The 25,899-nt window shown below is 56.5% G+C and carries 24 protein-coding genes; 8 read left to right on the top strand and 16 right to left on the bottom strand.

Features of this window, described 5'->3' with window-relative positions:
* Nucleotides 1–26: 26 nt before the first annotated feature.
* Nucleotides 27–854, top strand: coding sequence for a CZB domain-containing protein (locus tag ACXADJ_RS17155; RefSeq protein ID WP_475068380.1), 828 nt, complete (start codon nt 27–29; stop codon nt 852–854).
* Nucleotides 855–941: 87 nt separating this feature from the next.
* Nucleotides 942–1,412 carry a phosphatidylglycerophosphatase A family protein gene (locus tag ACXADJ_RS17150; RefSeq protein WP_036535922.1) on the top strand — a complete coding sequence of 157 codons (471 nt, stop codon included), beginning with the start codon at nt 942–944 and terminating at the stop codon, nt 1,410–1,412.
* Between the two features lie 37 nt (nt 1,413–1,449).
* Here the strand turns inward: ACXADJ_RS17150 and ACXADJ_RS17145 are convergent, their stop codons facing one another.
* On the bottom strand, nt 1,450–2,127 hold the full coding sequence (locus ACXADJ_RS17145; protein ID WP_475068376.1) for a zinc metallopeptidase: 678 nt from the start codon (nt 2,125–2,127) through the stop codon (nt 1,450–1,452).
* Between the two features lie 241 nt (nt 2,128–2,368).
* Between ACXADJ_RS17145 and ribA the strand changes: the two genes are divergently transcribed.
* Nucleotides 2,369–3,007, top strand: coding sequence for a GTP cyclohydrolase II (ribA, locus tag ACXADJ_RS17140; protein ID WP_028293674.1), 639 nt, complete (start codon nt 2,369–2,371; stop codon nt 3,005–3,007).
* A 32-nt stretch (nt 3,008–3,039) separates the two neighbouring features.
* On the opposite strand, the gene nosR is transcribed toward ribA, so the two are convergent.
* The 5 genes from nosR to ACXADJ_RS17115 all read right to left on the bottom strand — a co-directional run bounded on the left by nosR (nt 3,040) and on the right by ACXADJ_RS17115 (nt 8,787).
* Nucleotides 3,040–4,371, bottom strand: a complete 1,332-nt coding sequence (gene nosR / locus ACXADJ_RS17135) for a response regulator c-di-GMP phosphodiesterase, NosR family (protein ID WP_475068374.1) — start codon at nt 4,369–4,371, stop codon at nt 3,040–3,042.
* Nucleotides 4,364–5,401: a sensor histidine kinase gene (locus ACXADJ_RS17130; RefSeq protein WP_475068372.1), complete on the bottom strand. Its 1,038-nt coding sequence runs from the start codon at nt 5,399–5,401 to the stop codon at nt 4,364–4,366. The genes nosR and ACXADJ_RS17130 overlap by 8 nt, the downstream gene beginning before the upstream one ends.
* A 214-nt stretch (nt 5,402–5,615) precedes the next feature.
* Nucleotides 5,616–7,499 carry a 1-deoxy-D-xylulose-5-phosphate synthase gene (dxs, locus tag ACXADJ_RS17125; protein WP_475069131.1) on the bottom strand — a complete coding sequence of 628 codons (1,884 nt, stop codon included), beginning with the start codon at nt 7,497–7,499 and terminating at the stop codon, nt 5,616–5,618.
* A 143-nt stretch (nt 7,500–7,642) separates the two neighbouring features.
* A complete protein-coding gene (locus tag ACXADJ_RS17120; RefSeq protein ID WP_475068371.1) occupies nt 7,643–8,542 on the bottom strand; it encodes a polyprenyl synthetase family protein in 900 nt (299 codons plus the stop codon).
* The gene (locus ACXADJ_RS17115) at nt 8,539–8,787 is read right to left on the bottom strand and encodes an exodeoxyribonuclease VII small subunit (protein ID WP_028293679.1); all 249 of its coding nucleotides are present in this window, start codon (nt 8,785–8,787) and stop codon (nt 8,539–8,541) included. The genes ACXADJ_RS17120 and ACXADJ_RS17115 overlap by 4 nt, the downstream gene beginning before the upstream one ends.
* A 146-nt stretch (nt 8,788–8,933) precedes the next feature.
* On the opposite strand from ACXADJ_RS17115, the gene pomA reads away from it, so the two are divergent.
* Genes pomA through ACXADJ_RS17095 form a run of 4 tightly spaced genes read left to right on the top strand, consistent with a single transcriptional unit; the run spans nt 8,934 to nt 12,079 of the window.
* The gene (gene pomA, locus ACXADJ_RS17110; RefSeq protein ID WP_028293680.1) at nt 8,934–9,692 is read left to right on the top strand and encodes a flagellar motor protein PomA; all 759 of its coding nucleotides are present in this window, start codon (nt 8,934–8,936) and stop codon (nt 9,690–9,692) included.
* A 5-nt stretch (nt 9,693–9,697) separates the two neighbouring features.
* The gene (locus ACXADJ_RS17105; RefSeq protein ID WP_028293681.1) at nt 9,698–10,678 is read left to right on the top strand and encodes a flagellar motor protein MotB; all 981 of its coding nucleotides are present in this window, start codon (nt 9,698–9,700) and stop codon (nt 10,676–10,678) included.
* Nucleotides 10,665–11,300: a hypothetical protein gene (locus ACXADJ_RS17100; RefSeq protein ID WP_475068366.1), complete on the top strand. Its 636-nt coding sequence runs from the start codon at nt 10,665–10,667 to the stop codon at nt 11,298–11,300. Before ACXADJ_RS17105 ends, ACXADJ_RS17100 begins: the two co-directional genes overlap by 14 nt.
* Before the next feature lie 53 nt (nt 11,301–11,353).
* The gene (locus tag ACXADJ_RS17095) at nt 11,354–12,079 is read left to right on the top strand and encodes a 16S rRNA (uracil(1498)-N(3))-methyltransferase (RefSeq protein WP_475068363.1); all 726 of its coding nucleotides are present in this window, start codon (nt 11,354–11,356) and stop codon (nt 12,077–12,079) included.
* A 50-nt stretch (nt 12,080–12,129) separates the two neighbouring features.
* On the opposite strand, the gene ACXADJ_RS17090 is transcribed toward ACXADJ_RS17095, so the two are convergent.
* Nucleotides 12,130–12,822: a Frag1/DRAM/Sfk1 family protein gene (locus ACXADJ_RS17090; protein ID WP_475068361.1), complete on the bottom strand. Its 693-nt coding sequence runs from the start codon at nt 12,820–12,822 to the stop codon at nt 12,130–12,132.
* Between the two features lie 76 nt (nt 12,823–12,898).
* Here ACXADJ_RS17090 and radA point away from each other — a divergent pair, with 76 nt between their 5' ends.
* Entirely contained in the window at nt 12,899–14,269 is a 1,371-nt protein-coding gene (radA, locus tag ACXADJ_RS17085; RefSeq protein WP_475068359.1) for a DNA repair protein RadA, read from the top strand.
* 8 nt (nt 14,270–14,277) lie between these two features.
* On the opposite strand, the gene ACXADJ_RS17080 is transcribed toward radA, so the two are convergent.
* The 9 genes from ACXADJ_RS17080 to ACXADJ_RS17040 all read right to left on the bottom strand — a co-directional run bounded on the left by ACXADJ_RS17080 (nt 14,278) and on the right by ACXADJ_RS17040 (nt 25,891).
* On the bottom strand, nt 14,278–14,670 hold the full coding sequence (locus ACXADJ_RS17080; protein ID WP_475068358.1) for a Na+/H+ antiporter subunit G: 393 nt from the start codon (nt 14,668–14,670) through the stop codon (nt 14,278–14,280).
* A gap of 11 nt (nt 14,671–14,681) precedes the next feature.
* The gene (locus ACXADJ_RS17075; protein ID WP_028293687.1) at nt 14,682–14,951 is read right to left on the bottom strand and encodes a K+/H+ antiporter subunit F; all 270 of its coding nucleotides are present in this window, start codon (nt 14,949–14,951) and stop codon (nt 14,682–14,684) included.
* Complete coding sequence (locus ACXADJ_RS17070; protein ID WP_051219281.1) at nt 14,945–15,433, bottom strand: Na+/H+ antiporter subunit E; 489 nt, start codon at nt 15,431–15,433, stop codon at nt 14,945–14,947. Before ACXADJ_RS17070 ends, ACXADJ_RS17075 begins: the two co-directional genes overlap by 7 nt.
* Complete coding sequence (locus tag ACXADJ_RS17065; protein ID WP_475068354.1) at nt 15,430–16,938, bottom strand: monovalent cation/H+ antiporter subunit D; 1,509 nt, start codon at nt 16,936–16,938, stop codon at nt 15,430–15,432. Before ACXADJ_RS17065 ends, ACXADJ_RS17070 begins: the two co-directional genes overlap by 4 nt.
* A complete protein-coding gene (locus tag ACXADJ_RS17060) occupies nt 16,935–17,321 on the bottom strand; it encodes a Na+/H+ antiporter subunit C (protein WP_475068352.1) in 387 nt (128 codons plus the stop codon). Before ACXADJ_RS17060 ends, ACXADJ_RS17065 begins: the two co-directional genes overlap by 4 nt.
* Nucleotides 17,321–20,116 carry a monovalent cation/H+ antiporter subunit A gene (locus ACXADJ_RS17055; RefSeq protein ID WP_475068350.1) on the bottom strand — a complete coding sequence of 932 codons (2,796 nt, stop codon included), beginning with the start codon at nt 20,114–20,116 and terminating at the stop codon, nt 17,321–17,323. Before ACXADJ_RS17055 ends, ACXADJ_RS17060 begins: the two co-directional genes overlap by 1 nt.
* A gap of 396 nt (nt 20,117–20,512) precedes the next feature.
* The gene (gene hemE / locus ACXADJ_RS17050) at nt 20,513–21,577 is read right to left on the bottom strand and encodes a uroporphyrinogen decarboxylase (RefSeq protein ID WP_475068347.1); all 1,065 of its coding nucleotides are present in this window, start codon (nt 21,575–21,577) and stop codon (nt 20,513–20,515) included.
* Nucleotides 21,578–21,669: 92 nt separating this feature from the next.
* Nucleotides 21,670–24,336, bottom strand: coding sequence for a hypothetical protein (locus ACXADJ_RS17045; protein WP_475068345.1), 2,667 nt, complete (start codon nt 24,334–24,336; stop codon nt 21,670–21,672).
* Between the two features lie 136 nt (nt 24,337–24,472).
* Nucleotides 24,473–25,891, bottom strand: a complete 1,419-nt coding sequence (locus tag ACXADJ_RS17040) for an FAD-dependent oxidoreductase (RefSeq protein ID WP_475068341.1) — start codon at nt 25,889–25,891, stop codon at nt 24,473–24,475.
* Nucleotides 25,892–25,899: the final 8 nt, after the last annotated feature.

Genomic DNA, 25,899 nt, shown 5'->3' with positions numbered 1-25,899 from the left:
AACGCCTATCAGCATCAGGTTTTGCCATGGAATATCTCAGCTTTTCACACGATGACAATCACTACGCCGTGTCATTGAATCGGGTCCGCTACATCGCCGCCGACAACAGCTTGCCGGAAACGCCGATCGCCCAGAACGGCAAGAAGATGATCAACACGGTGCAGTTTGAAAAGCAGGTGTGCCAGCTATTGGGCATGGAAGAGCTGCTGGGGGCGGCATCCAAGCGCCACGAAATTCAGGATTTGACCCAACTGCTAAAAGACCGGGAACAAGACCACCTTCAGTGGATGGATGCCCTCGAGCAGGCCCTTCGTAACAACAAGGAATTTGCGCTCAGCCGCGACCCCGACACCTGCAAATTTGGCCGCTGGTACAACGACTTCCACAGCGATGACCAGAACCTGACCCACCTGCTGAAAAAATTTGACCAGCCCCACCGTCGTATCCATCAGCTGGCCGGTGAATTGCTGACACTGGCCGCCGACGGCCACCAGCAACAGGCGCTGAAAGAACTGCAACACCACCGTGAAACCACCCTGCAACGGCTACGCGACCTGTTTGCCGACGCCCGCGAACTGGTGTCTGGCAGCTTGCGCCCCACCATCATCATGCTGCAAAAAAACGACACCAGCATGGTTGGCCTGAAAGTCGAAACCATCGGTGAGGTCTTTTCGACCAGCGAGCCCCAACGGGACTCCAGCTCCGATGGTTTCCTGCCGTCGTTTGCCTGCGGCTGGCTCAAACACGTCAAATTGGTGGAGGGCGTGCGGCCAACCATTATGGTGATTGACCCGGCCCGACTCGGCGTTGAAGACGTGCCACAGCAACCGCTGGCCAGCGCTCAATCCGCCTGATCCGAGCTCCGCGGCTGGTCAATAGTTTTTGTATTCGGCGGCCGCTGCCTTATCATCCCCGACCTTGTTTCTTGCGGGGGAATCACCTTGGCCACCAACACACTCACGCGCTGGCAGCATTGGCTGGCATTCGGACTGGGCTCGGGCCTGGCACCCAAAGCACCGGGTACCTGGGGCACCCTGGCAGCCGTCCCGGTTTGGTGGTTGCTGTTACAAGACCTGCCGATGACGGCGTATCTGGTGATGCTGGTAGCCACCAGTGTGCTGGGTATTTATCTGTGTGGAAAAACCGCCCATGACATGAACCTGCACGATCATCCGGGCATTGTCTGGGACGAGTGGGTCGGTTTCTGGATTACCTGCATTGCCCTGCCCGCGGGCTGGCCGTGGATCGTGGCCGCCTTTGTGCTGTTCCGCTTCTTCGACATTCTCAAGCCCTGGCCAATCCGTTGGCTCGACGATCAGGTGCACGGCGGCTTTGGCATTATGGTGGACGATATTCTCGCGGGTTTGATGGCTTTGGGGATTATCCAGCTAGCCGCCTGGTGGCTTGGCTAATCCTCTAAAATAACGCTACCAACGCCACACATTGGCGTCAGCGCCGCAGAAATCGCAACCAACGCCACACATTCAGCAGGTTCATCAATGAGCCTGCCACATAGGTAAAGGCCGCCGCCCGCAGAATCGTCCTTGCCTTGGCCATATCACGGGCATCCAGATATTCCCCTTGCTGCAACATCGGCAGCGCCTTGCCAAAGCTGGCATCCAATTCCACCGGCAGGGTTACCAGATGCACCAATGTGCTGATGAGCATGGCTCCCAGTGCAATCAGGATTGACCAACGACTGACCGCCGGATTCACAAACGCCAATAGCGGCGTGGCCAACAGCGCCACCGGAGCCAGCCGTTGCACCCAGGCTGACAACACTGCCAGCCGCCCCCTGGTTATGAACATGGGCTCCTGACGATGATGCTGCAATGCATGACCCACTTCATGGGCAGCGACCACCACGGCGGTCAGGCTACGGCGTGAATACTTGTCTGCCGTCAGCCGCACCGCTCGTTTTGATGGGTCGTAGTGATCCCCCAGTTCCGTACTTTCTACCACCACGCCGTCGATGCCATGACGGGCAATCAGATGGCGCGCCATGTCCGCACCGTCGCCAGGAAAATCCTTGCGCACCTTGCTGTGTTTGCGCAGCACATACTGCACCCAGAGATTGGGCAGCAACACGATGGCCAACAAAATCAGCACTGACATCACGATCAACATAAAAAGCGCACCTGCATGAATGAAACACAGTGTTGGCGGGGGTTAACCACAGAGCACAGTTTAACGACGATTCAGCTCAGATTTGTGCCGATTTTGGCCATTTCTGCGCCCCTGCTCCCATGTAACGGCTGCCAGTGCCAACAAACGACAGCCGATGACGCCTGACCATTGTAACCCGTACTTTGGTGAACACTGCGACTGCTGGTAGACTACGCCGCCTGTTTCATCGGAGGTGGAAGCCTTGACCATTCAGTACATCGCATCATCCAAATTGCCGACGCCCTTCGGTGTCTTCACCATGCACGGCTTTGAAGACACGATTACCGGCAAAGAGCACGTCGCTCTGACGATGGGTGATGTGGCCAATGGTGAACCGGTACTGGCTCGCGCGCACTCAGAGTGCCTGACCGGCGATGCCTTGTTCAGCATGCGTTGTGACTGTGGTTATCAGCTGGAAACCGCTCTGCGTTCCGTGTCCGAAGCTGGCCACGGCGTGGTGTTGTACCTGCGTCAGGAAGGTCGTGGTATTGGTTTGTTGAACAAGATTCGCGCCTACAACCTGCAAGATCAGGGCGCCGATACAGTAGAAGCCAATGAACAGTTGGGCTTTGGTGCAGATATGCGTGAATACAGCATGTGTGAGCCGATGCTGAGCCATCTGGGCATTCATTCCATCCGCTTGATGACCAACAACCCGCGCAAGGTCAAAGCCCTCAGCGATGCCGGTGTGAACGTGGTGGAGCGCGTAGCGATTGAAGTCGGCCGCAACCCTCATAATGACGGTTACCTGAACACCAAGGCCAGCAAACTGGGCCATATGATGACCGCTCAGGCAGCGCCTGCGGCCGAGATCACTCATCAGGACGACCACGCCAGCTGAAGCGTTCAGCTGGCAGCTCAGTCTATCTGGTTTTAATCCGTCCCTTCTTTCACCGTCAGCAAGATCTTGTGACCTTCGTACTGACGCGCCAGCGCGGCCATTTTGATCACATGACGGTCTGTCAGTTTGGTACCTTCTGACAACAGCACCACGCCTGCCGGGCTGACCAAACTGGATGCCAGCACCATCCCGGCACGCGCTTCTTCTACCGGCACCTTGTCCAGATTCGACGCTACACCTTCGCCAAAGTCGTCCAGCACTTCCATAAACAGGTCGACCAGCTCCCTGTCATAGCGGCTGCCCGCGGATTTCAACAGAAAAGCGCGGGCGTCGGCGTCTTTCATTTTCTCGCCCAAAAAGTTGTGCTCCCGTTGCAGGTCAGCAAAGTCGGTAACAATGCGCAGCAGTCGGGCTGGCAACGGAATGGCCTTGCCTTCCAGCTTGTCGGGGAAGCCCTTGCCGTTGAACAGTTCCATGTGCGAGCGAATGATATTGGCGGAGTTCTGCAAAGGCTCCAGCAGCATCAGGGTGGTTTGGCCGTTCACGGGAAAGCGCGAGTACTCTTTTTTCTCGACCAGGTTCATATCGGTCAGCGACTTCACCAGCACCACATCTGGCAGTGGCACCTTGCCGATGTTTTTCAACAAGGCGGCGTAATACAGGTCCTGAATTTCCTGCCCCACCAGTCCGGCAAATTCACCAAACAACTTCGACAAGCGCGCCAGTCGTTCGCTGCTGCCCGGCTCTTCACCAATGCGCTGCTCAACGATGCCCACCAGCAGGTGCACCATGCTGTTGAATTCCTGTACCAGGCTGCGATAGGCAGTATCCAGCTTGGCCTCTGCGGCACCGGCTTCCGAGGATTTAACCTCAACCTGACTCGACAGTTCCTTGTTCAAGCGAGCCAGCTCGGCGTTCTGGTCAACGATGCGCGCCTGCAAACGCTGGTTGGCGTCTTTCAGTACCGCGGTTTGCAGGGCATCGGCAATGATGCCGCGCAACTCCTGGTTGTCCCATGGCTTGTTGACGTAGCGGAAGATGTTGCCTTCATTAACCGCCTTGATGGTCGATTCAATGTCGGAATAGCCGGTCAGCAGCACCCGCACCATGTCCGGATAACGCTCGTAACAGGTTTTCAGCAACACATCGCCGGTCATGCCGGGCATCCGCATGTCCGAAATGATCAGATCAAACTCTTCGTCTTCCAGTATTTGCAGCGCGGCTTCGCCACCTTCTGCGGTTACCACTTCGTATTGGCGATACAGCAATCGTTTCAGCGCCTGCAATACCGCCGGTTCGTCGTCGACCAGAAGAATCCTACCGGACTTTTCATTGGTGTCTTCAACCACGAAATCATCAAACATTGCCGCTCTCCTCTTGCCGGGGCAAAGGCAGGAAAATCCTGAATGTGGTGCCCTTGCCAGCCTCACTCTCCACTTCGATGCGCCCGTTGTGTTCGCGCACCAACTGCATACTCAGGGACAACCCCATACCGGTTCCGTCGTCGTCGCTCTTGGTGGTAAAAAAAGGATCAAATATTTTTTCCCGAACTTCGTCGGTCATGCCGGGGCCATTATCTTCAATCACCAGTTCCAGCTCACGCTCGTGCAGTCGTTCCAGCAAGCGGATATGACCAGACTCCGGGTCTACTGCCTGAATGGCGTTAACCAGAATATTCAGTACCACCTGACCAACCTGGGAGGCGTTACACAGCAGCGTCGGGCTGACGTCCAGCAGCTCGGCGTCCAGCGACAAGCCACCCTTGAGGCGGGTTTTGGCGATGTTAACAATGGCTCGCAGCTCTTCATTGATAACGCACGGCACCTTGGGGCCGTGACCGCCCTTCACCAGCCGCTTCATGTCACGGACGATCTGGCCAATGCGCTCAATGCCATTCACCGCATCTTCCAGACGGTCAGGCAAGAACTCGAGCACTTCAGGAATGCGATTCTGACGATAAGCCGAGAGCATGTGCTGGGTGGCAGGATGATCCCGGCCGATCAGGTCGGCGGCACTATCCATCGACTTGATGAAATCACGCAGGCTGTCGAAGTCTTGCTGCAACTCACGCAGGTTGCTGTCGACATACGCCACCGGATTGTTGATTTCATGGGCAATGCCCGCCGATAACTGGCCCAACGCCGCCAGTCGCTCGGTTTGTTCAATTTGCTGCAAGCGTTCGAAAGAAATGACCAGACCCGCGCCGGTATCGGTTGCCGCCGCATGCGCTTCAGGCTCTGGCTGCAAACCAGCTTCAGACAGCGCAGTGTCAGACCGCGGCGCAGACCGAAAAACCCACGCCGTTGCCGCCATGGCGACAACCACCCAGGCAACGGTGCTGGTCGGCGCAAACCACAAGGCTGCGGCCAGAATCAAGGCTGGTAAAACGAGCAAGCGATTGACGACCACCGCTACCCCCTAACGTACAGTGTTACCAGTAAGTTAAGCAGTTTTTCGGGAAAACGCAGGGCGGCTTTGTAACCCCGAATAACAACGCGGGTTGCGGAGTGTGTTTGAGGGGATCAGACGGGTATCCGAGATTGATAGATGATTGATAAACCGGGCTGCCGTAGCCGTCAGCAGTCCTTGGCTATGAATCAGAAGCCGCTCAGATGCGGCTCAGGCGTTGCTCAATGGCGGCCAGAAGCTGTTCGGTATCCAGCTGAATGTCCTGCCACTGACGGGCCGGGCTGGCGTGTTCAATGTAGCGATCCGGAATACCGCGCAACAGCACCGGGCAGGCAATGCCTTGCTCGGCCATGGATTCCAGTACGGCGCTGCCAGCACCGCCCATGGTGGCGTTTTCTTCCAACGTCACCAGCAGGTCATGGTTGGCTGCCAGCTCGGCAATCAGCTGATGGTCGATCGGTTTCACAAAACGCATGTCGGCAACACTGGCATCCAGCGATTCCGCCACTTGCAGCGCGTTGGCCAAAGGCGCACCGAACGCCAGAATGGCGACTCGCTTACCTGCTCCCGCCGCCGATTCACGCATCATGCGGCCTTTGCCCATTGGCAAGGATCGCATGGTGTTTTCTGGCGCCGCACCGGTACCGCTGCCACGTGGGTAGCGCACCGCCGCCGGGCCTTCAAACTGATAGCCGGTGTAAAGCATCTGACGGCATTCGTTTTCATCGGATGGTGTCATCACCACCAGATTCGGAATGCAGCGCAGGTAACTGAGATCGTAGGCACCGTGATGGGTTGGGCCATCTTCGCCGACCAGACCAGCACGGTCGATGGCAAACAGCACATCCAGATTTTGCAGCGCAACGTCGTGAATCAGCTGATCGTAGGCCCGTTGCAGGAAGGTGGAGTAAATCGCCACCACCGGCTTGCTGCCTTCACAAGCCAGGCCCGCCGCCAACGTCACAGCGTGCTGTTCGGCAATCGCCACATCGTAGTAGCGATCCGGGTATTCATGGGAAAAACGAATCAGGTCAGAGCCTTCACGCATGGCGGGGGTAATGCCCGCCAAACGCTGGTCGGCAGCGGCCATGTCGCACAGCCACTCACCAAACACATTCGAATAGGTCGGCTTCGACTTACCCGCACTGGCACTGCTGGCGACCGGCTTGAGTGCGTGATAACCAATAGGGTCCTGCTCTGCTGGCAGGAAGCCCTTGCCCTTGCGCGTCACAATATGAAGGAAGCGTGGGCCCTTGAGTTCGGACAGATTGCGCAGTGTTTTCACCAGCTCTTCAATGTCATGGCCATCAACCGGGCCAAAGTAATTGAAGCCGAATTCTTCAAACAGGGTGCCCGGAGCCACCATGCCTTTCATATGTTCTTCGGTACGGCGGGCAAATTCCCACGCCGCCGGAATCTTCTCCAGTACCTTTTTGCTGCCTGCGCGCATGGCGGAGTAGGTTTTGCTGGACCAGATTCGAGTCAGGTATTTGTTCAGAGCGCCAACGTTGTTGGAGATCGACATGTCGTTATCGTTGAGGATAACCAGCATGTCGGCCTTTTCGTGGCCTGCATGGTTGAGGGCTTCAAACGCCATACCGGCGGTAATGGCTTCGTCACCAATGATGGCCACGGTGTCTTGCTCACGGCCTTGTTGGCGATGCGCCAAAGCCATGCCCAGCGCCGCACTGATGGAGGTGCTGGAATGCCCCACACCAAAGGTGTCGTAGTCGGATTCGTCGCGCGTCGGGAATGCCGCCGGTCCGTCTTCACGGCGGATTTTGGTCATTTGCTCACGACGGCCAGTCAGTACCTTGTGCGGATACGCCTGATGGCCCACGTCCCACACCAGTTGATCGTCCGGGGTGCTGAACACGTAATGCAGGGCCACGGTCAATTCGACCACGCCCAGACCGGCAGCAAAGTGCCCGCCCGACTGGCCAACGCTGTAGAGCAGGAATTCGCGCAGTTGTCGGCAAACTTCCTGCAACTGCTCTGGCGGCAATTCTCGCAGGTCGGCAGGGCTGTTTATTGCGTCCAGTAACGGTGTTTCCGGGCGCAAACTCGGTATTTCGGTAAACATCACGGTCGAGTTTCCGGTCAATCAACCCGGACGTCGGCGTCTGAGCTGATGCGGGTTTGGCAAAAAAGGGCGACCATTCTAACGATTGTGGCCGTCAAAGAGTAGGCCAACCGTTGCTGACCCGTTATTCAGGGGGATTGTAGTCAATGATCCCGTTCGATGACGTAACGCGCCAACTGCTCCAGCAGGCGGGTTTCGCCCCCCTGCTGACGCAGGCAATCCAACGCTTGCAGCGCCTGTTCGACCAGTTCACGGGCTTTCAAACGGGCTTCGTCCATCCCCAGCAAAGCCGGGTAGGTTGGCTTGTTGAGTGCCATATCAGCACCTGCCTGTTTGCCCAGCGTGGCGGTATCACCCTCGACATCAAGAATGTCGTCCTGCACCTGAAACGCCAAACCAATGGCTTCGGCATAGGTTATCAGTGCCTGCTTGCTACTGTCTGGCAGCGGCCATTGCACCGCCATGGCACCCAGTTGCACCGACGCCAGAATCAAGGCACCGGTTTTGCCACGGTGCATGGCTTCCAGCTGTTGCAGCGTCATGGCCTTGCCAACATGGCCAAGGTCGATCGACTGGCCACCAACCATACCCGCAGCACCCGCGGCGCGTGCCAGCAAGCGGGTCATGGCGACCTGTTGCCCCGGCTGCAAGGTGGCATCTGCCAGCAGAATTTCAAACGCGCCGGTCAGCAAGCCGTCACCAGCCAGAATCGCGGTGGCTTCGTCGTAAGCGATGTGGGTAGTGGGTTTGCCACGGCGCAGATCGTCGTCGTCCATGGCTGGCAGATCATCGTGAATCAGGCTGTAGCTGTGGATCATTTCCATCGCCACGGCCGCAGAATGGGCTTGCTCGCTCTGGCCACCCACAGCCTCTGCTGCAGCCATGGCCAGCAGTGGGCGCAGGCGTTTGCCACCATTCAACAAGCCATAGTTCATGGCCTCGGCAAGGCGGGCGTCAAGACTGCCAAGCTGGTCAACAGCCTGTTGCAGCAGGCCGTCCATTTGTTGCTGTACCTGACCCAGTCGGGCTTTCAGATCGGTCATTCAAAGCCGCCTTGCTGCGGCGGTGTAAAGGCTTGCTCTACACTCTGCCCGTTCTGTTCCGTCAGCAGCCGTACTTTTTGCTCAGCATCGGCCAGTGCTTGCTGGCAGGCGCGGGTCAAACGCACCCCTTGCTCAAACGCACCCAGCGATTGCTCCAGTGTCATTTCGCCGCTTTCCAGCTGTTCCACCAGGCCCTCCAGTTGGGCCAACGACTGCTCAAAATCAAAATTCTGTTGTTCAGACATATCTGCACCTGTGTTCCATGGCGCAACAGTAGCGGTTGCGCCCCGCTTCAACAAGTCAGCGGGACGGATTTTGACCACTCGGAGGAAGAAACCAAATGTTTGTCTAAACTCATTTCAGGGTTCTGTGAATTCAAAAAGGAGCCGTTGTGGATCTCGCGACGCTGGTAGGAATTATTGGTGCATTCGCCATCGTGGTCATGGCGATGGTGATGGGTGGTGATATTGGTATGTTCATCAACGTACCCTCCATCCTGATCGTATTTGTCGGCAGTTTTTTTGCCGTAATGATCAAATACGAACTCGGCCAGGTGCTCGGTTTGGGCAAGGTGATGGGCAAAAGCTTTTCGTTCAAGCTCAGCAAGCCGGAAGTCATCATTGAAGAAGTGGTTGAACTGGCAGGCCTGGCTCGCAAGGGCGGCCTGCTGTCGCTGGAGGGCAAGGAAGTCAGCGACGACTTTCTGTCAAAAGGCATTCAGCTACTGGTCGATGGCCATGACCCGGACGTGGTGCGCACCATTTTGTCGAAGGAAGCCAAATTGGCCAGCGACCGCCATGACGTTGGCTCGTCTATTTTCGCAGCCCTTGGTGATACCGGCCCGGCGATGGGGATGATCGGTACACTGATTGGTCTGGTGGCCATGCTGGCCAACATGGATGACCCCAAAACCATTGGCCCGGCGATGGCCGTGGCACTGCTGACCACGCTCTATGGCGCCATGTTGGCGACCATGTTCTCACTGCCGATTGCCGACAAGCTCAAGCTGCGCAAGGACGAGGAAGACCGTTTACGCGCCATGATCATCGATGCCCTGCTGGCCATTCAGGCCGGACAGAACCCGCGTGTGATTGAATCCATGCTGCAGGCCTACATTGCCGAAGGCAAACGCGCACCTTCAGGAGAATAAGCCGTATGTCTGCTGAAGAAGAACAGGATTGCCCCCCCTGCCCCGCGGGGCTACCCGGCTGGGTAGCGACCTTCGCCGACTTGATGTCGCTGTTGATGTGCTTTTTCGTACTGTTGCTGTCGTTCTCGGAAATGGACGCACTGAAGTTCAAGCGTCTGGCCGGTGAGCTGCGGAATGCCTTCGGTGTGCAAACCGTGGTCAACGCCGATGATCCGCCAAAAGGCACCAGTGTGATTGCCCGTCATTTCAGTCCATCGATTCCGGAACCGACCCCGATCAACGAGGTACGGCAAAAAACCAGCGACATCACCAAAAGCTCGCTGGAGGTGATGTGTCAGGATGAAATCACCCAGCAGGAAGAAGCCCAGAACGACATGGGCGAACAAACCCGAACCATCACCCAGCCGGAACCGTCGGAAAGCAACGAGGCGACCGAAGAAAACGCCTTGCAGGTGGCCAACCTGCTGGAAGAAGAAATTGCCCAGGGCCAGATTGAAATTGAAACTGTTGGCCAGAAGATCATCATCCGGATTCAGCAGAGAGGCACTTTTGCCTCCGGCTCCGACTACATTGCCGACCGCTTTCTGCCGGTAATCGACAAGATCCGGGCCGCGCTGGTAACCATTCCGGGCATGATTTCGGTGGAAGGCCATACCGACGACATCCCGGTCAGTGGCGGCCGCTTCCGCTCCAACTGGGCGCTGTCGGCAGCTCGGGCGGTGGCGTTTGCAGAAGAGCTGTTTATTGCCCCGGAACTGGATGAAAACCGCTTCCAGATTGTCGGTCATGGCTCGGCACGGCCGCTGGTACCGAATGAGGACACCCTCTCCCGGGCACGCAACCGTCGGGTCGAAATCATTATCCTGCGTACCCGACCTAACTCCGACGACGACGAGCCGGAAATCGAACCGGATATGGACAGAATCAACGATGCGGTGAATGCTGCACCAGAAGACTTTGAGTTGAGACCAAATGAAATCTTCTGATTCCAATACGCCATGGGATGGCGTCGAACGACGTGAATACTTTCGCCTGGACGACCGCGCCCTGCTGGGGCTTGAGATCATCGAACGATTGGAAGACGTTGCCCCGGAAATCGGCTCCCTGCAACAACTGGAACAGCAGATTTCGACCCTGCTGTATCGGGTGGAATCCAAGCACCCGGACATTGCCCAGCTGTTGCAGTTAATGAACCAGAAACTGAACCGGGTCGCCGGTTTGGATCAGGACCCCAATGTATCGATCCCGGACAAGCCGGTCGACATCAACCTGAGCGCCTGCGGCATCCGTTTTGAAACCTCGGTAAACCTTGAAGGTGCCCGCTTTATCCGGCTGCACCTGACCTTGTTGCCAGACCATATGAATCTGGTGCTGACCTCCCGCATAGTGGCGCTGGAAGCCGGTTCAGAACCCGGCATCTCTCTGGTGCGAGCAGCCTTCGAGCCGGTCGATGAAAACAACCTTGAAGTGTTGGTTCAGCATATGATGCAGCTGCAACGGCGACAGGTAAAAGCCACCCTTGATGCCAAGGCGTTGGCCGCTGTTCCCAACACGGCCCCTGAAGCAGCCACGGAAAAAGCCAACCCACACCTAGATCAGCCAGACTGACCGCAACTGGCTTTGGTATGATGCTGGCTCCGACATTCGAGTTTGCTGATACCATGGCCGCCCCACGCATTTACACCCCTGAAGCCCTTACCGTCGACGCCACCATCAGTCTGGAAGAACAGGCCAGCATCCACCTGCTCAGGGTGCTGCGCATGGCCGTTGGCGACCCGATTCGGCTGTTTAATGGCGACGGTAACGAGTATCAGGCAGAGATTATTCAGGCCGGCAAAAAGCAAGCTGACGTGCGCGTACGCAGCATCAACCACAGCGATGACGAGCTGCCGCTGGACATTCAATTGGGTCAGGTGATTTCCAAAGGCGACAAGATGGACTTCACCATCCAGAAAGCCACCGAGCTGGGGGTTTCTGCCATTACACCACTGATCAGTGAGCGCTGTGACGTGCGCCTGAAAGGCGATCGCATGGACAAGAAACTGGAGCACTGGCGCAAGGTGGCCATTTCGGCCTGTGAACAGAGCGGCCGCAACCGCATCCCCGAGATTCTACCAGTACAGCACATGAGCGACTGGGTAGCGGCTTGCGATGCCAACATCAAACTGATTCTGCACCCGCACAACCAGAAACCTCTGGCCACCCTCGACAAACCCTACAGCATTGCACTGATGGTCGGTCCGGAAGGCGGCTTTACCGAAGCCGAAGTGGCACAGGCCCAACAGGCGGAATTCTCGGGTTTGATTTTGGGCCCACGTATTTTGCGTACCGAAACCGCGGCGTTGGCGGCGGTGTCGGTATTGCAGTATGTCTGGGGCGATTTTTAATCAGAAAGGAAACAGGCTTCCGGTGCGCAGTGCGCACCCCAGCCCCGCTACTACTGCCCGGTGCTAATGCGCACGTCCTTCCAGTCCCACCAGCTGCTGATAAAGTAAAAACCGATAAACAGCGTCGCCCACCATTCGATGATGCGCTTGCCGTTGGTCATTTCAACGCCGATGGTGACACCCGCAAACGCAATAAACTGGAACCACAGCAACGCAATCAGCACGGTTTTAAGCCAGAAAGACGGCACCTGAAAACCGCTGCGACGGGCGCGGAAAATCAGTACGTAGTTAATGGTCAAAGCGATCAGCATGCCCTGGAAAAACAGGTTGGCGCCCTTCACGTGCACGGTCCAGTTGGTGTCGGCTTTTTCCGGCAGCAACACCGCCGTACCGGCCAGCAGGCCTACCGCCGCCAGCACCCCAAAAAAGCTCATAAAACCACGACTGACCTTGCCCGCCACCGGTGCCAGCCATACCGACATCAGCATCCACCAGACCACAAAATACACACAGGCTGCGACCATGCCGCCACGGAAAATAAAGCCACCATCGCCCTTCATGCCGGTGTGGGTAATGTCAGTACAGCCTTCAATAAAGGGGTTACAGATTTCTGCCGTGCCCTGTAGCGCCGCTACCCAGTAGGTAACCGCGATGGTGCCCATCGACAGCAAAAAGCTCATCAAGGCGATATGACGACCGAACGACATGTCAGCTCCCGTAGTGAAATTCAAATTGGTGGCCATTATGCCCGCCCCACTGCCCTTGTGCAGCGTGTTATTCTGCATTCCATCGAGATAGCAGGGTGTAGAGTTCAACGACATGGCCAAGAAAAAAACCGCCTACGTTTGCCATGACTGTGGCACAGACCACTCCAAATGGCAGGGCCAATGTACCGGCTGTGGTGCCTGGAACACCTTGCAGGAATTTGTGGTGTCGTCGTCCAAAACCGCTGCCCGCAGCCAGAACTTTGGAGGCTACGCCGGTGCTGCCGGACAAGCGGGAATCCAGACGCTGGCCAGCGTCGACCTGGCCGAACGGCCGCGCTTCAGCTCCGGTATGCAGGAGTTCGACCGGGTGTTAGGCGGTGGTCTGGTGCCGGGCTCAGCCATTCTGATTGGCGGCCATCCGGGTGCAGGTAAGTCCACACTACTGCTGCAAACCATGTGTCACCTGGCGGCTCAAATGCCAGCCCTTTATGTGACCGGTGAAGAAAGCCTGCAACAGGTGGCGCTGCGCGCCCATCGACTGGGACTTCCTACCGACAAGCTCAGCATGCTCAGCGAAACCAGCGTCGAACAGCTGATCAACACCTTGCAGCAACACAAGCCGTCCATTGTGGTGATCGACTCGATTCAGGTAATGCACGTCGAGGGGGTGGAGTCGGCTCCGGGCTCGGTGTCGCAGGTACGCGAAAGTGCCGCCATGCTGACCCGCTTTGCCAAGCAAACCAACACCGTGCTGTTACTGGTGGGCCACGTAACCAAAGACGGCACACTGGCGGGCCCGAAGGTGCTCGAACACATGATCGACTGCTCCATCATGCTGGAAGGCTCCGGCGACAGCCGTTACCGCACCCTGCGAGGCATCAAGAACCGCTTTGGCGCCATTAACGAACTCGGCGTGTTTGCGATGCTGGACACCGGCCTGCGGGAAGTAAAAAACCCCAGCTCAATCTTCCTCAGCCGCGACGACAACCCGTCGCCGGGCAGTGTGGTGATGGTGATCTGGGAAGGCACCCGGCCGCTACTGGTAGAAATTCAGGCGTTGGTTGACGACAGCCATTTTGGTCACCCCAAGCGAGTGGCAGTCGGTCTCGATCAAAACCGTCTGAACCTGCTGCTGGCGGCACTGCACCGCCATGGTGGTATCGCCCTCGGCGATCAGGATGTCTACATCAACGTCGTGGGTGGTGTGAAGGTAACCGAAACCAGTGCCGACCTGGCCTTGCTGATTGCCGCCCTGTCGAGCTTCCGCGACAGCGCCATCCCACAGGATACGATTGTGTTTGGCGAAGTGGGATTATCGGGTGAAATTCGTCCGGTGCCATCCGGTCAGGAGCGTATTCGGGAAGCCGCCAAACATGGCTTCAAGCGTGCCATTGTGCCCAAGGCCAATATGCCGAAACAGTCTCCGGAAGGTATGACGGTGATTGGGGTTGAGCGCCTGCAACAGGCGCTCGAAGCGATCTGATCGGGCGATCAGTGCTCTGCGGGACGCTGCTCATCCGTGGTCGGCTGCTCTGGCGCTTTACGATCACGGACTTTTTCAGCCAGCTCGCTGTTGGCCGTACCTTTCAGCATCGACACCCGACGGTGCAGTGATGCCTTGGCAATCATATAGGCCGACACCGGCGCGGTGATAAACAGAAACAGGCTGATGACCATTTCCTGAATGCTCAGGCCACGGCCCTCGGCCACGTGCAAACACATGGAAGCAATCAGGATACAGCCAATCCCCAGCGTGGTGGTTTTGGTCGGCGCGTGCAAGCGGGTGTAAATATCCGGCAGCTTGACCATGCCGACCGCACCGATCAGCACAAACAAACCACCCAATACCAGCAAAAACGACGCAACCCATTCAAGTACGGTCACTGCACTCTCTCCTACTCAATGATGTCGCCGCGCAACAGGTATTTGGACAACGCCGAGGTACTCACAAAGCCCAACATGGCGATCAGCAGCGCCGCTTCGTAGTACAACGCCGTCTGGAAATAGATACCCAGCAAGACGATCAGCGCGATGCAGTTAATGTACATGGTATCCAGCGCCAGAATGCGGTCGGTCACGGTCGGACCAATGATCAGACGCCAGGCATTCAGCACCAGCGCCAGACCCACCAGCACGGCAACGCCAAGCAGTACGGTTGCTAGCATGAGAAAATCTCCTTCAGTGGCGTTTCATAGCGCTGCTTGATCGACTGAATCACATCGTCCTCGGTCTTCATGTGCAGCACATGCACGTACAGCCACTTCATGTCTTCGGAAAAATCGACACTGACGGTGCCCGGTGTCAGCGAAATGGTACTGGCCAACACCGCCAGCGGGAATTCCCCTTCCAGATCCAGTGGCAAGGCCACCAGACCGGGACGCAGGCTGGAGTTCGGGGACAGTACCCGGATCGCCACTTCAAAGTTGGACAGCAAGATATCCCACAGCACCATCAGGAAGTATTTCAGCGCCTTGAACGGCTTCTGTACCTTCGGATGGTCGTCACTCATCGGCGCTACCAACAGGCAAATACCAATGCTGAGCATCAAGCCCAGCACCAGATGACCGGTGCTGAAATCGTTCAAAAACAGCCACACCAACGTCAGCATGACGGCATGCAGCGGCATCGGAAAAAGACGTTTGATCATTTCGACACACCTCCCGCCAGAACCGAGGTATCAATGCCCTCAAACAAATCGGCCGCGGCACGTTCGCTGAATTCGCTCATCCAGCCAGCACCAACCACCAGCGCCAGCAAAGCCACCAGCAAGACCGCGATGCCCGCCCATTGCAACGGATGCACCTCAGCCGTACCCGGCTTGCCCTCACGGGTACGCCAGAACAGGGTACTGCCAGTGCGCGACAGCATCACCAGAGCCGCCAGACTGGAAATCAGCAGCGGCGGCCAGATCCAACTGGCCTCACCTGCATCCAGTGTGGCCTGCATCATCAGCGCCTTGCCAATAAAGCCGGACAGCGGCGGCATGCCAATCAGCGCCAGCGCTGCAATAAAGAACACGGTGCCGATCAATGCCGCCTGCGGCATGGCACGCGCCGATACCAAACGGTCTTCGGCCTTGCCACGCTGGTTCACCACCAGTCCGGCCACCAGGAAGATAAGCGCCGTTGCCAGCGTGCTGTGGACCAGATAGTACAAACCAGCACTGGTCGCCGTCTCGGTAGCAGTGGCCACCATCAACAGCAGACTACCGACCGACACCATCACCAGATTGGCGGCCAAATGACGCAGGGTTTCACTGGCCAGAACCGAGACAATCCCCACCACCAGCGTCAACCACGCCAATGGCCAGATCCATGGCAGTGCAAGATCCGCAAGACCACCGGCTTCAGAGCCAAAGATCCCCAGATGCACCCGCCAGAGGCTGTAGATGCCCACCTTGGTCATGATGGCAAACAAGGCCGCGACAGGCGCAGGGGCGGCGCTGTAGCCTTTTGGCAGCCAGAACTGCAACGGCAGCATGGCCGACTTCAGACCAAACACCACTACCAGCAACAAGGCGCCGCTCTTGGCCAGCGTCAGGTTACCGCCTTCAATGGTCGGTGCTACACGGGCCATATCGGCCATGTTCAGCGTACCGAAGGTGCCGTAGAGGATGCCCAGCGCAATTAGGAACAAGGCCGAACCGGCCAGGTTGAGGATCACGTAGTGGACGTTGGCAGCGGTTTTCTGTTTGCCGCCACCGTGTACCAGCAGGCCATAGGAGGCAATCAGCAGCACTTCGAAGAATACAAACAGGTTGAAAATGTCGCCGGTCAGGAATGCACCCTGAATGCCCATGACCTGAAACATCAGCAGCGGCTGGAAGAAACGGCCGTGGCTGTCTTCACCGGAGCTGGCAAACAGCTGCACCGACAACGTCAGCACACTGGTCAACACCAGCAGAATGGCCGACAAACGATCGACCACCATCAGGATGCCGAACGGCGGCTGCCATTCACCCACGGCGTACAGATGAGTACCGCTGGTATCCACTTCCACCAACAACAGAATCGAGATCATCAGCATCAATACGGATGCCAGAGCACCCAATGTGCGCTGCACAGCATTAACCTGATTAAACGGCGGGATCAGCATCAAGGCACCAATCACCATCGGAATCAGGATCGGCAAGACCGGCAAATGCGTCATCATCGCTTGGCCTCCTTGACGTCCTTACGGTATTTGCGATCCAGCAACTCACCGTTGGTCAGTGAGGACTCACGTCCATCGACCTGGTCATTACCAAGATCGGTACGGGCACGGATGGCCAGAATGATCACAAAGGCCGTCATCGCAAAGCCGATCACGATGGCCGTTAACACCAGTGCCTGTGGCAGTGGGTCAGAGTACGCCTCGGCAGTGCCCAGAATCGCGGCACCATCGATCATCAGTCGACCGCTGGCAAACAGGAACAGGTTGACGGCATACGACAGCAAGGTCAGCCCCAGAATCACCGGGAACGTCTGGCCTCGTAGCATCAGGAACACACCGGCGCCGGCCAGAAAGCCGACACCCAGAGCAAAACTGAACTCCATTATTCCTGACCTCCCCGCAAGCGCTCAGACGTCGTCATCTTGCCGAGGTTGGCCAGAATCAGCAGGGTTGCACCAATCACGGTCAAATACACTCCCAGATCAAACACCATGGCACTGGCAAGTTCGAACTTGCCAATGCCTGGCAGGTAGAAATAGTCGTACCAGGTCTTGAGGAAATTGTGGCCAAAGAACCAGCTACCCACCCCGGACAAAATGGCAATACACAGGCCACTGGCAATCAGCCCCTGATAGTTGATCGGCATACGCTGCTTCATCCACTCAACACCGTGGGCAACGTACTGCTGGATCAAGGCAATGGCGGTAATCAGACCAGCGATAAAACCACCGCCTGGCATATTGTGACCACGCAGGAAAATATAAGCCGATACCAGCAGCGCCAGCGGCAGCAAGCTCTGCGAGATCAGCGCCAGCAGCACCGGGTGGCTCTCTTTCGACCATGGAATGCCATCGCTGTTGGCGGTTGGCATCGCCAGCGTAATACGCGCCAGCAGCTTGTAAATGCCCAGCGCCGCAATGCCCAGTACGGTGATTTCACCAAGGGTATCGAAGCCACGGAAGTCGACCAGAATCACGTTCACCACGTTGGTACCACCGCCACCGGATTTCGAGTTGGCGAGGAAGAACTCGGAAATCGAGTGCAACGGCCGCGTCAGCATGGCGTAGCAGATGGTCCCCACCACGCTGCCGAACATGGCGGCAATACCAAGGTCTCGAACAATCTTGCGCAAGGAGCTGTCCAGCGCCGGGCTGTGCTGGGGCAGGAAGAACAGCGCCAGCAGGAACAGCAGAATGGTGACCACCTCAACCGACAGCTGGGTCAGTGCCAGATCCGGTGCCGAGAAGTAGGCAAAGGCGATCGACACCACCAGACCCACCACCGACAGCGCCAACAGCGCCCGCAAACGACGATGACTCCACCAGACGGTCAGAATGGTCGACACAATCAACAGGCCGGTACAGAAAGTCACCACCCAGTTGGTCGGGATTTGCGGCCGCGAGCCTTCAACAGAATCCATGCTCAACAGCGGGTAAGACACCATCGCCAGCGCCAACAACAGCAACAGGAACATCGCCCGCTGCAGCGAGTCGGTATCCAGCCAGTTCTGGATTGCCGTTGCCATCCGAACCGTTCTTTGAACCAGTCCTTCGAAAATCATTTTGGCGTCCATTTCGTTGAACTGGCCCTGGAAATGGAACAGGTGACGACGCTTGATATACAGCATAGAGCCAACGGTAATGGCCACTGCACTCATCGCCAGCGGTACGTTAAAGCCGTGCCAGATGTGCAAATGGAATTCCGGCAAGCGGGTCTGCAGCACCGCTGAAGACGCAGCGTTCAATAAATCGCCGACGGCAAACTGCGGGAAGATACCCACCAGCAAACACAGCACCACCAATACCTCGACCGGCACCCGCATGTAGCGTGGTGGCTCGTGCGGGGTTTTCGGCAGGCCAATCGGCTCACCGTTAAAGAACACGTCATGCATAAAGCGCAGCGAGTACGCCACCGACAGCGCACCACCAACGGTCGCCAACAGCGGAATCCACCAGGACAAGGCCCCAAGGGTGTACTGGTTAAGGGTTTCCGCGAACATCATCTCTTTCGACAGGAAACCGTTCAGCAACGGCACACCGGCCATTGAGGCTGCGGCCACCATCGCCAGCGTGGCGGTAATCGGCATGTACTTGAACAAGCCATTGAGTTTGCGCATATCACGGGTGCCCGACTCGTGATCAATGATCCCCGCTGCCATAAACAGAGACGCCTTGAAAATGGCGTGGTTGATCACGTGGAACACAGCAGCAATCGCCGCCAGCTGACTGCCAAGACCCAGCAACAAGGTAATCAGACCCAGATGACTGATAGTGGAATACGCCAACAAGCCTTTCAGATCGTGTTTGAACAACGCGGTGTAAGCACCGACCAACAGCGTCGCCATACCCGTCAGCGACACCACAATAAACCAGGCATCGGTGTCGGCCAGTAACGGGAAGAAACGCGCCATCAGGAAGATACCGGCTTTCACCATGGTCGCCGAGTGCAAGTAAGCACTTACCGGCGTAGGTGCTGCCATGGCATGAGGAAGCCAGAAGTGGAACGGAAACTGCGCCGACTTGGTGAAAGCGCCCAACAGGAACAGCACCAGAATGGCCGGATAATAGCCGCTGGCATGTACCACATCGGACATTCCCAGCACTTCATCCAACTGATAAGTACCGGTGACATGGCCAATCATCAACAAGGCCGCCAGCAGCGCCAGGCCACCCGCACCGGTAATGGTCAACGCCATACGAGCACCCTTACGGGCATCGGTACGGTGAGACCAGAAGCTGATCAGCAGGAAGGAACTGATGCTCGTCAGTTCCCAGAAAAACCACAGCTGAATCAGGTTGTTGGACAGCACAATGCCCAACATGGCCACCATAAACAGCATCAGGTAAGTATAGAATTTGGGCATCGAATCCTGCGCCGACAGGTAATAGCGGGCATAGAGGATGACCAACAGGCCAATACCGAGAATCAGTAAGGCGAAGAGGTATGCCAGTCCGTCCAGATGCAGCTCGATATTGAGCCCAAGGACCGGAATCCACTCCATGGAGAAGGTATCAACCTGACCTGCAAACACTCCCGAGGTTTGCTGCATCAGGATAACGAGTGCCGCAAAAGGCGCGACTGCCGTGGCCCAGGCACAGGCGGAACGCCCGAGTCTGGCCGCAAGCAAGGGGGCCATAATACCCAGAATGGGTAACAGCAATATCCAGAACACGTTCATATAAAGGCAAAGCCCTGTCAGTTAAGTCCATCATACCGGGCTGGTCACACCCGGGGCCCAAAGGGGCATTTCCGACCATTACAGACATACTGGAGCTTAGCATGATTAGGATCATGAGTTGACTGCCTGTCTCCGACAGATAGCCAGCGTCAATACTACTTTGAGGAGGGGCTAATGAGGTTGAAGCGAGGCTGACAAGAGGATTACCAGCAAGCAAACACCAGGGGCCCTCTGAAAAACCCGGTGCCCGCTCCGGATGACAGGGCGACGCTGAATCACGAAGCTGATTTGCAGGCCTGGCGGGTCAAGTCAAAAATCAGCGACACAGAGTCAGCAATGCCCTGCCATCCCCGCAGGGCGCGGCCTGAACCGGTCAGGCCGCGTCAGTGGTCAGGCTTACAGATGATATTCAGGGCTGAGCTCAACCACCGCTTCAACAAAGGCTTTGGCGTGTTCCGGGTCGACGAACTGGTGAATACCGTGGCCCAGGTTGAATACCTGGCCAGAGCCTTTGCCGTAGCTGTCCAGAATGCGTTTTACCTCGGCACGAATGGTCGCCGGTGAGGCGTACAATACCGACGGGTCCATATTGCCCTGCAGCGCCACCCGGTCACCCACGCGAGCACGGGCGTTACCGATATCGGTGGTCCAATCAAGGCCCAGCGCGTCGGCACCGGTATCGGCCATGGCTTCCAGCCACTGACCGCCACCCTTGGTGAACAGAATGACCGGAATCTTCTGACCATCGTGCTCACGAATCAGGCCGTCAACAATCTGCTTCATGTACTTCAGCGAGAACTCGCGGTAACACACATCACTCAAGCTGCCGCCCCAGGTATCGAACACCTGTACCGCCTGGGCACCGGCTTTGATCTGGGCGTTGAGGTAATCAATCACGGATTTGGCCAACACATCCAGCAACTGGTGCATGACTTCCGGCGTGTCGTACATCATCGCCTTGATATGGCGGAAGTCTTTGGAAGAGCCGCCTTCGACCATATAGGTTGCCAGCGTCCAAGGGCTACCGGAGAAACCTATGAGAGGCACCCGGCCATTCAGTTCGGAACGGATGGTCGACACGGCTTTCAGCACGTAATCCAGGTCAGATTCCGTGTTCACCACTGACAGCGCCTGTACATCGGCTTCGGTGCGAATGATCTTGTTGAAACGCGGACCTTCGCCGGTTTCAAAGTACAGACCCAAGCCCATGGCATCCGGGATGGTAAGAATATCGGAGAACAGAATGGCAGCATCCAGCGGGAAGCGCTCCAGCGGCTGAATGGTCACTTCACAGGCCAACTCAGGATTCTTGCACAGCGACATAAAATCACCGGCGTGGGCACGGGTAGCCTTGTATTCAGGCAGATAGCGGCCCGCCTGACGCATCATCCAGATAGGGGTACGGTCTACCGGCTGACGCAGCAGAGCCTTGAGGAAACGATCGTTTTTGAGTTGGGACATGCCATCATCCGTCACGAAAAATTCAGTGCCGGATGATAGCAGAGATTGCTACCCCTGAATTGATTCCAGTGGTAGCAAGTCGAAAGAACTAATCAAGGTGCGGTCAGACGCATCGACACGCCTTCAAAGTCAGAGTGGGAGACCGTCAGTTCGATATCAACCGGGTCATCGTCGTCGTCGTATTCAACGTAGTAGAGCTTACCGAAGGTCGGCAAACCGCTGTAACTTGAATTAATTGAGCGCAGGAAGCCCAGTGTATTGGTGCTCACGTCACCACTGTTGTCGAAGATGTCATAACCATCACCGGTCACCGCCAGGTTCACACCTTCGGCCGGGTAATTGCCATTGCCGTCTTGCAGCAGAATGTAGAAAGAACCGCTGCCTGTAGCGCTCAAGGTAAGGCTGTTGTTCTCAACAAAGGTGACGCCATCGGCTGACTCATACAAACGCATCACCACATTGGAGTCACTCTGAATGATACGGATAGAGTCACGTACGTGGGTCAGGCTGGCACAGTGACCTGCGGACAGGGCGCTGTCAGAACAGGTAATCCCCTGGTACACGGAAGAAGCCGCTGAATCGTGGTAGCCGTCGGCATCGAAGTCCATGAAGTTCTCAACCGGGGCACCATCATACACATTCAGGTCACCGTCCCAGTTATCATCACGGAAGGCTTCTGCAAGACCCACGAATGGCTCTGGGCTACCGCTGTCCAGAACATCGAACAAGCCATTGCCGTTGGTGTCTGTGTAACCACCCTCACCTGTGGTGTATGCAGTAATGGTCGTCATACCCAGAATGGTGTTGGCGGTCTCGTCCTCGGCAGTGCCCGGGTCATCCACCGGATAGGTTTCATTCACACGGTGCAGATCCTCATCGAAATTGCCAGGGCGGGTGCCGCTGCTGTACCAGGTAACAGAGCAAGAGCCTCCGCTCATCACACAGGTGCTGGTGATGGTGCCACTTTCGGCCGTGAAGTTAACTTCGGTGCCATCCGCGACCGGGTTCTGGTATTGGTCAGAGGCAAATACGGTCAGCTCAACCTCGGAGCCAGAATAATCGTAGCCACGTGGGTTGAAGATATCGGCAACCAGCTCAAAGCTGTCCTGGTCCGGATATCCTGTCGTAATCGTGATTGGCTGTGAGTTGGTGGAAATGGTTACGCCAGCGCCGGATACGGTGGATGCTCGCACCGAGGTCACCGCATGGCTGGAGCCAGAGTTGATCAAGACCGAGACTTCACCATTGGTATCCGACACATCGGTCGCTGTTGCGGTGCCACTGCCCAGGGTAATGCCACCCGTGGTATTGGTCAGCTCAAAAGAAACTTCCTGGCCTTCAACAGCCTGACCTTGCTGGTCATAAACGGTGAAGTACACCGTCGTATACTCAGGGATATTCGGGTTACCGGTGTCCTTGATGGCCAGCGACGTATCATCAACACTGTCGAAGCTGATACCACCAACCTCTGCCGGTTGAATAAAGATAATGCCGGTAATGGCCGTCGTGGTCAGACGTGTAGCCAGTGCACCGTCTTCGACGGTATACAGGTGGGCCTGAAATTCATCGGACAAACAGCCGGCAGCAGTATAAGTGAAGCGAACTTCGCCGGACGTGGTGGTTTTCTCTGCTTCGTCCAGTGTTGCATCACCGTCCGCCACACAGCCGGATGTCAGGCTAACACCGTAAGTCGTACCAGAAATCTGGCCATTGCTGTTGTTGGCATCAACGATATTGGCCTTGATCAGCATGGTGCCACCGGCAGCCAGTTTGTCTTCGTCATCCACAGAGTCTGACGTCGGGCTGTCACCGTATTCGCTCTCACGCATGCCGTTGACCAGCAGCTCTGCATAGAAGGTGTCATCAACCAGTACACCCAGCTCAGGATCTTCTCCGAGGGTTACTTCAATGGTTGCATTCAATGTGGCGTAACAACCACTGGTGTCATCGAGGCTACAGTTTGATGTATCGGAGCCCGAGACGAGCAGGCTGATGTTGTTGTCGCCCGCACAGTCGGCATAGTCCGCAAGGTACTGGTTTTCAAAGGTACCCGTTGAGTTGGTCGCGCGAATGATCGAAAACGTACCGTCCTCACAATCACTGAACCAACGGCCAATATAAGTTGAATCGGTAATCAGGGCATTGGAATCCAGCGGGTTAACCAGATTCACCGACAGGCTGGTGCCAGCCTCATCGGTCAGCTCCAGGTCACCTTCGATCTCGCCTTCCACAAACGATGCACCGGATGACGAGCCAAGGGATGGATAATCCGTTTGAATACTTGTGGTCGCTTCTGCGATCAGGGAACCGAGGGAGTCATCCGTGGCGTCCACGCTATACATGCTAACGGTGATGGTATCGTCATCAGGGCAACCACGGTTACGGTAGGTAGTGCTGACCGAGTTGGTCGAACTGAAGGTACTGGCAATGGAGAATTCGGCAGAGTCACACCCGGCGCTGAATACATAGCCGTAGGTGTCTGTCAGGCTTTCGTTTTCGCTGTTGGTATCAACGCCATCCACCGTCACGGTGACGCTGCCACCCACGAGGGCATAATCAGCCGACAGGGTAATCACGCCGGATTCAAAATCGGCACCCGTGCCACTGCCCAGTGCAGGACTGACGGTCGCACCGGAAGATCCAGTGGAATCACCTGAAGACGAACCACCCGTATTGGCATCCGACACTGAGCCGCCACCGCCACACGCCGATAGACCGCCAGCCAACATCAACATGACCAATAAACTGCGAAATGACATACGGGCAAACTCCCTTGAGGCAATTCCTGACAAATACAGACGCTGGAGGATAACACTTACGGCTTACTGACGACCACCTACAAAAAACGCGGCCGAAGCCGCGTTTTCTACCGTTCATCACATTTTATGAGATGTGTCACACATCGAGGTAATCAAGGATACCTTCGGCGGCGTTACGGCCTTCGTAAATGGCGGTAACCACCAGGTCAGAGCCACGTACCATGTCACCACCGGCGAAGATTTTTTCGTTGGTAGTCTGGTGAGCGTACTTCTGCTCGGCTGGTGCAACCACGCCCTGCCAGCTGTTCAGTTCGATGCCGAACTTCTCAAACCATGGCGCCGGGCTTGGACGGAAACCGAAGGCCACCAGCACAGCATCCGCTGGCAGGATTTCTTCAGAACCTTCCACCACTTGTGGACGACGACGACCGTTCTCGTCTGGCTCACCCATTTCGGTAGTGACTACCTTAACGCCTTCAACCTTGTCTTCACCAATGATGGCAACAGGCTGACGGTTGAACAGGAACTTGACGCCTTCTTCGCGAGCGTTAACCACTTCGCGCTTGGAGCCTGGCATGTTCTCTTCGTCACGACGGTAGGCACAGGTGACCTTTTTGGCGGCCTGACGAATGGAAGTACGGTTACAGTCCATCGCGGTGTCGCCACCACCCAGAACCACGACCTGCTTGCCCTTCATTGAAATGAAGTCCGCTTCGTCTTTCTCGAAGCCCAGGTTGCGGTTGACGTTGGAGATCAGGAAATCCAGCGCGTCGTAAACGCCCGGCAGATCTTCGCCCGGGAAGCCACCCTTCATGTAGTTGTAGGTACCCATACCCAGGAACACGGCATCGAACTCATCGATGATATCCTGGAAATCGACGTCCTTGCCTACTTCGGTGTTCAGGCGGAACTCAACGCCCATACCTTCAAACACTTCGCGACGGTTGGACATGACGGTTTTCTCGAGCTTGAACTCAGGAATACCGAAGGTCAGCAGACCACCGATTTCAGGATACTTGTCGAACACCACCGGGGTCACGCCGTTACGCGCCAGAATATCCGCACAGCCCAAGCCCGCAGGGCCGGCACCGATGATGGCAACACGCTTGCCAGTCGGTACCACTTTGGACATATCCGGCTTCCAGCCCATGGCGAAGGCGGTATCGGTAATGTATTTCTCAACGTTACCGATGGTCACCGCACCAAAGCCGTCGTTCAGGGTACAGGAGCCTTCACACAGACGGTCCTGTGGACAAACACGACCACACACTTCCGGCAGCGAGTTGGTCTGATGGCTCAGCTCAACCGCTTCCAGAATGTTGCCCTCACTGGCCAGTTTCAGCCAGTTCGGGATGTAGTTATGTACCGGGCACTTCCATTCGCAATATGGGTTACCACAGGCCAGACAACGGTGTGCCTGGTCATTTACCTGTTCCTGGGTAAATGGCTCGTAGATTTCTACAAACTGCTTCTTACGCAGGGATACAGCTTTCTTCTTCGGGTCCTGACGACCCACTTCAACAAACTGAAAATTATTGTTCAGACGTACTGTCATCGTGAACC

It is taken from the genome of Oceanobacter sp. ABM4_470, assembly GCF_056158645.1.
The sequence above is the reverse complement of the archived record's forward strand: the minus strand, read 5'-3'. Positions and strand labels throughout refer to the sequence as shown.

Coding starts and splice junctions, on each gene's coding strand:
- ACXADJ_RS17155 (WP_475068380.1), top strand. CDS start 27: ATGGAATATCTCAGCTTTTCACACGATGACAATCACTACGCCGTGTCA.
- ACXADJ_RS17145 (WP_475068376.1), bottom strand. CDS start 2,127: ATGTTGATCGTGATGTCAGTGCTGATTTTGTTGGCCATCGTGTTGCTG.
- nosR (WP_475068374.1), bottom strand. CDS start 4,371: ATGTTTGATGATTTCGTGGTTGAAGACACCAATGAAAAGTCCGGTAGG.
- dxs (WP_475069131.1), bottom strand. CDS start 7,499: ATGTTTACCGAAATACCGAGTTTGCGCCCGGAAACACCGTTACTGGAC.
- ACXADJ_RS17120 (WP_475068371.1), bottom strand. CDS start 8,542: ATGACCGATCTGAAAGCCCGACTGGGTCAGGTACAGCAACAAATGGAC.
- ACXADJ_RS17115 (WP_028293679.1), bottom strand. CDS start 8,787: ATGTCTGAACAACAGAATTTTGATTTTGAGCAGTCGTTGGCCCAACTG.
- ACXADJ_RS17105 (WP_028293681.1), top strand. CDS start 9,698: ATGTCTGCTGAAGAAGAACAGGATTGCCCCCCCTGCCCCGCGGGGCTA.
- ACXADJ_RS17100 (WP_475068366.1), top strand. CDS start 10,665: ATGAAATCTTCTGATTCCAATACGCCATGGGATGGCGTCGAACGACGT.
- ACXADJ_RS17095 (WP_475068363.1), top strand. CDS start 11,354: ATGGCCGCCCCACGCATTTACACCCCTGAAGCCCTTACCGTCGACGCC.
- ACXADJ_RS17090 (WP_475068361.1), bottom strand. CDS start 12,822: ATGGCCACCAATTTGAATTTCACTACGGGAGCTGACATGTCGTTCGGT.
- radA (WP_475068359.1), top strand. CDS start 12,899: ATGGCCAAGAAAAAAACCGCCTACGTTTGCCATGACTGTGGCACAGAC.
- ACXADJ_RS17075 (WP_028293687.1), bottom strand. CDS start 14,951: ATGCTAGCAACCGTACTGCTTGGCGTTGCCGTGCTGGTGGGTCTGGCG.
- ACXADJ_RS17070 (WP_051219281.1), bottom strand. CDS start 15,433: ATGATCAAACGTCTTTTTCCGATGCCGCTGCATGCCGTCATGCTGACG.
- ACXADJ_RS17065 (WP_475068354.1), bottom strand. CDS start 16,938: ATGATGACGCATTTGCCGGTCTTGCCGATCCTGATTCCGATGGTGATT.
- ACXADJ_RS17060 (WP_475068352.1), bottom strand. CDS start 17,321: ATGGAGTTCAGTTTTGCTCTGGGTGTCGGCTTTCTGGCCGGCGCCGGT.
- ACXADJ_RS17055 (WP_475068350.1), bottom strand. CDS start 20,116: ATGAACGTGTTCTGGATATTGCTGTTACCCATTCTGGGTATTATGGCC.
- hemE (WP_475068347.1), bottom strand. CDS start 21,577: ATGTCCCAACTCAAAAACGATCGTTTCCTCAAGGCTCTGCTGCGTCAG.
- ACXADJ_RS17045 (WP_475068345.1), bottom strand. CDS start 24,336: ATGTCATTTCGCAGTTTATTGGTCATGTTGATGTTGGCTGGCGGTCTA.
- ACXADJ_RS17040 (WP_475068341.1), bottom strand. CDS start 25,891: ATGACAGTACGTCTGAACAATAATTTTCAGTTTGTTGAAGTGGGTCGT.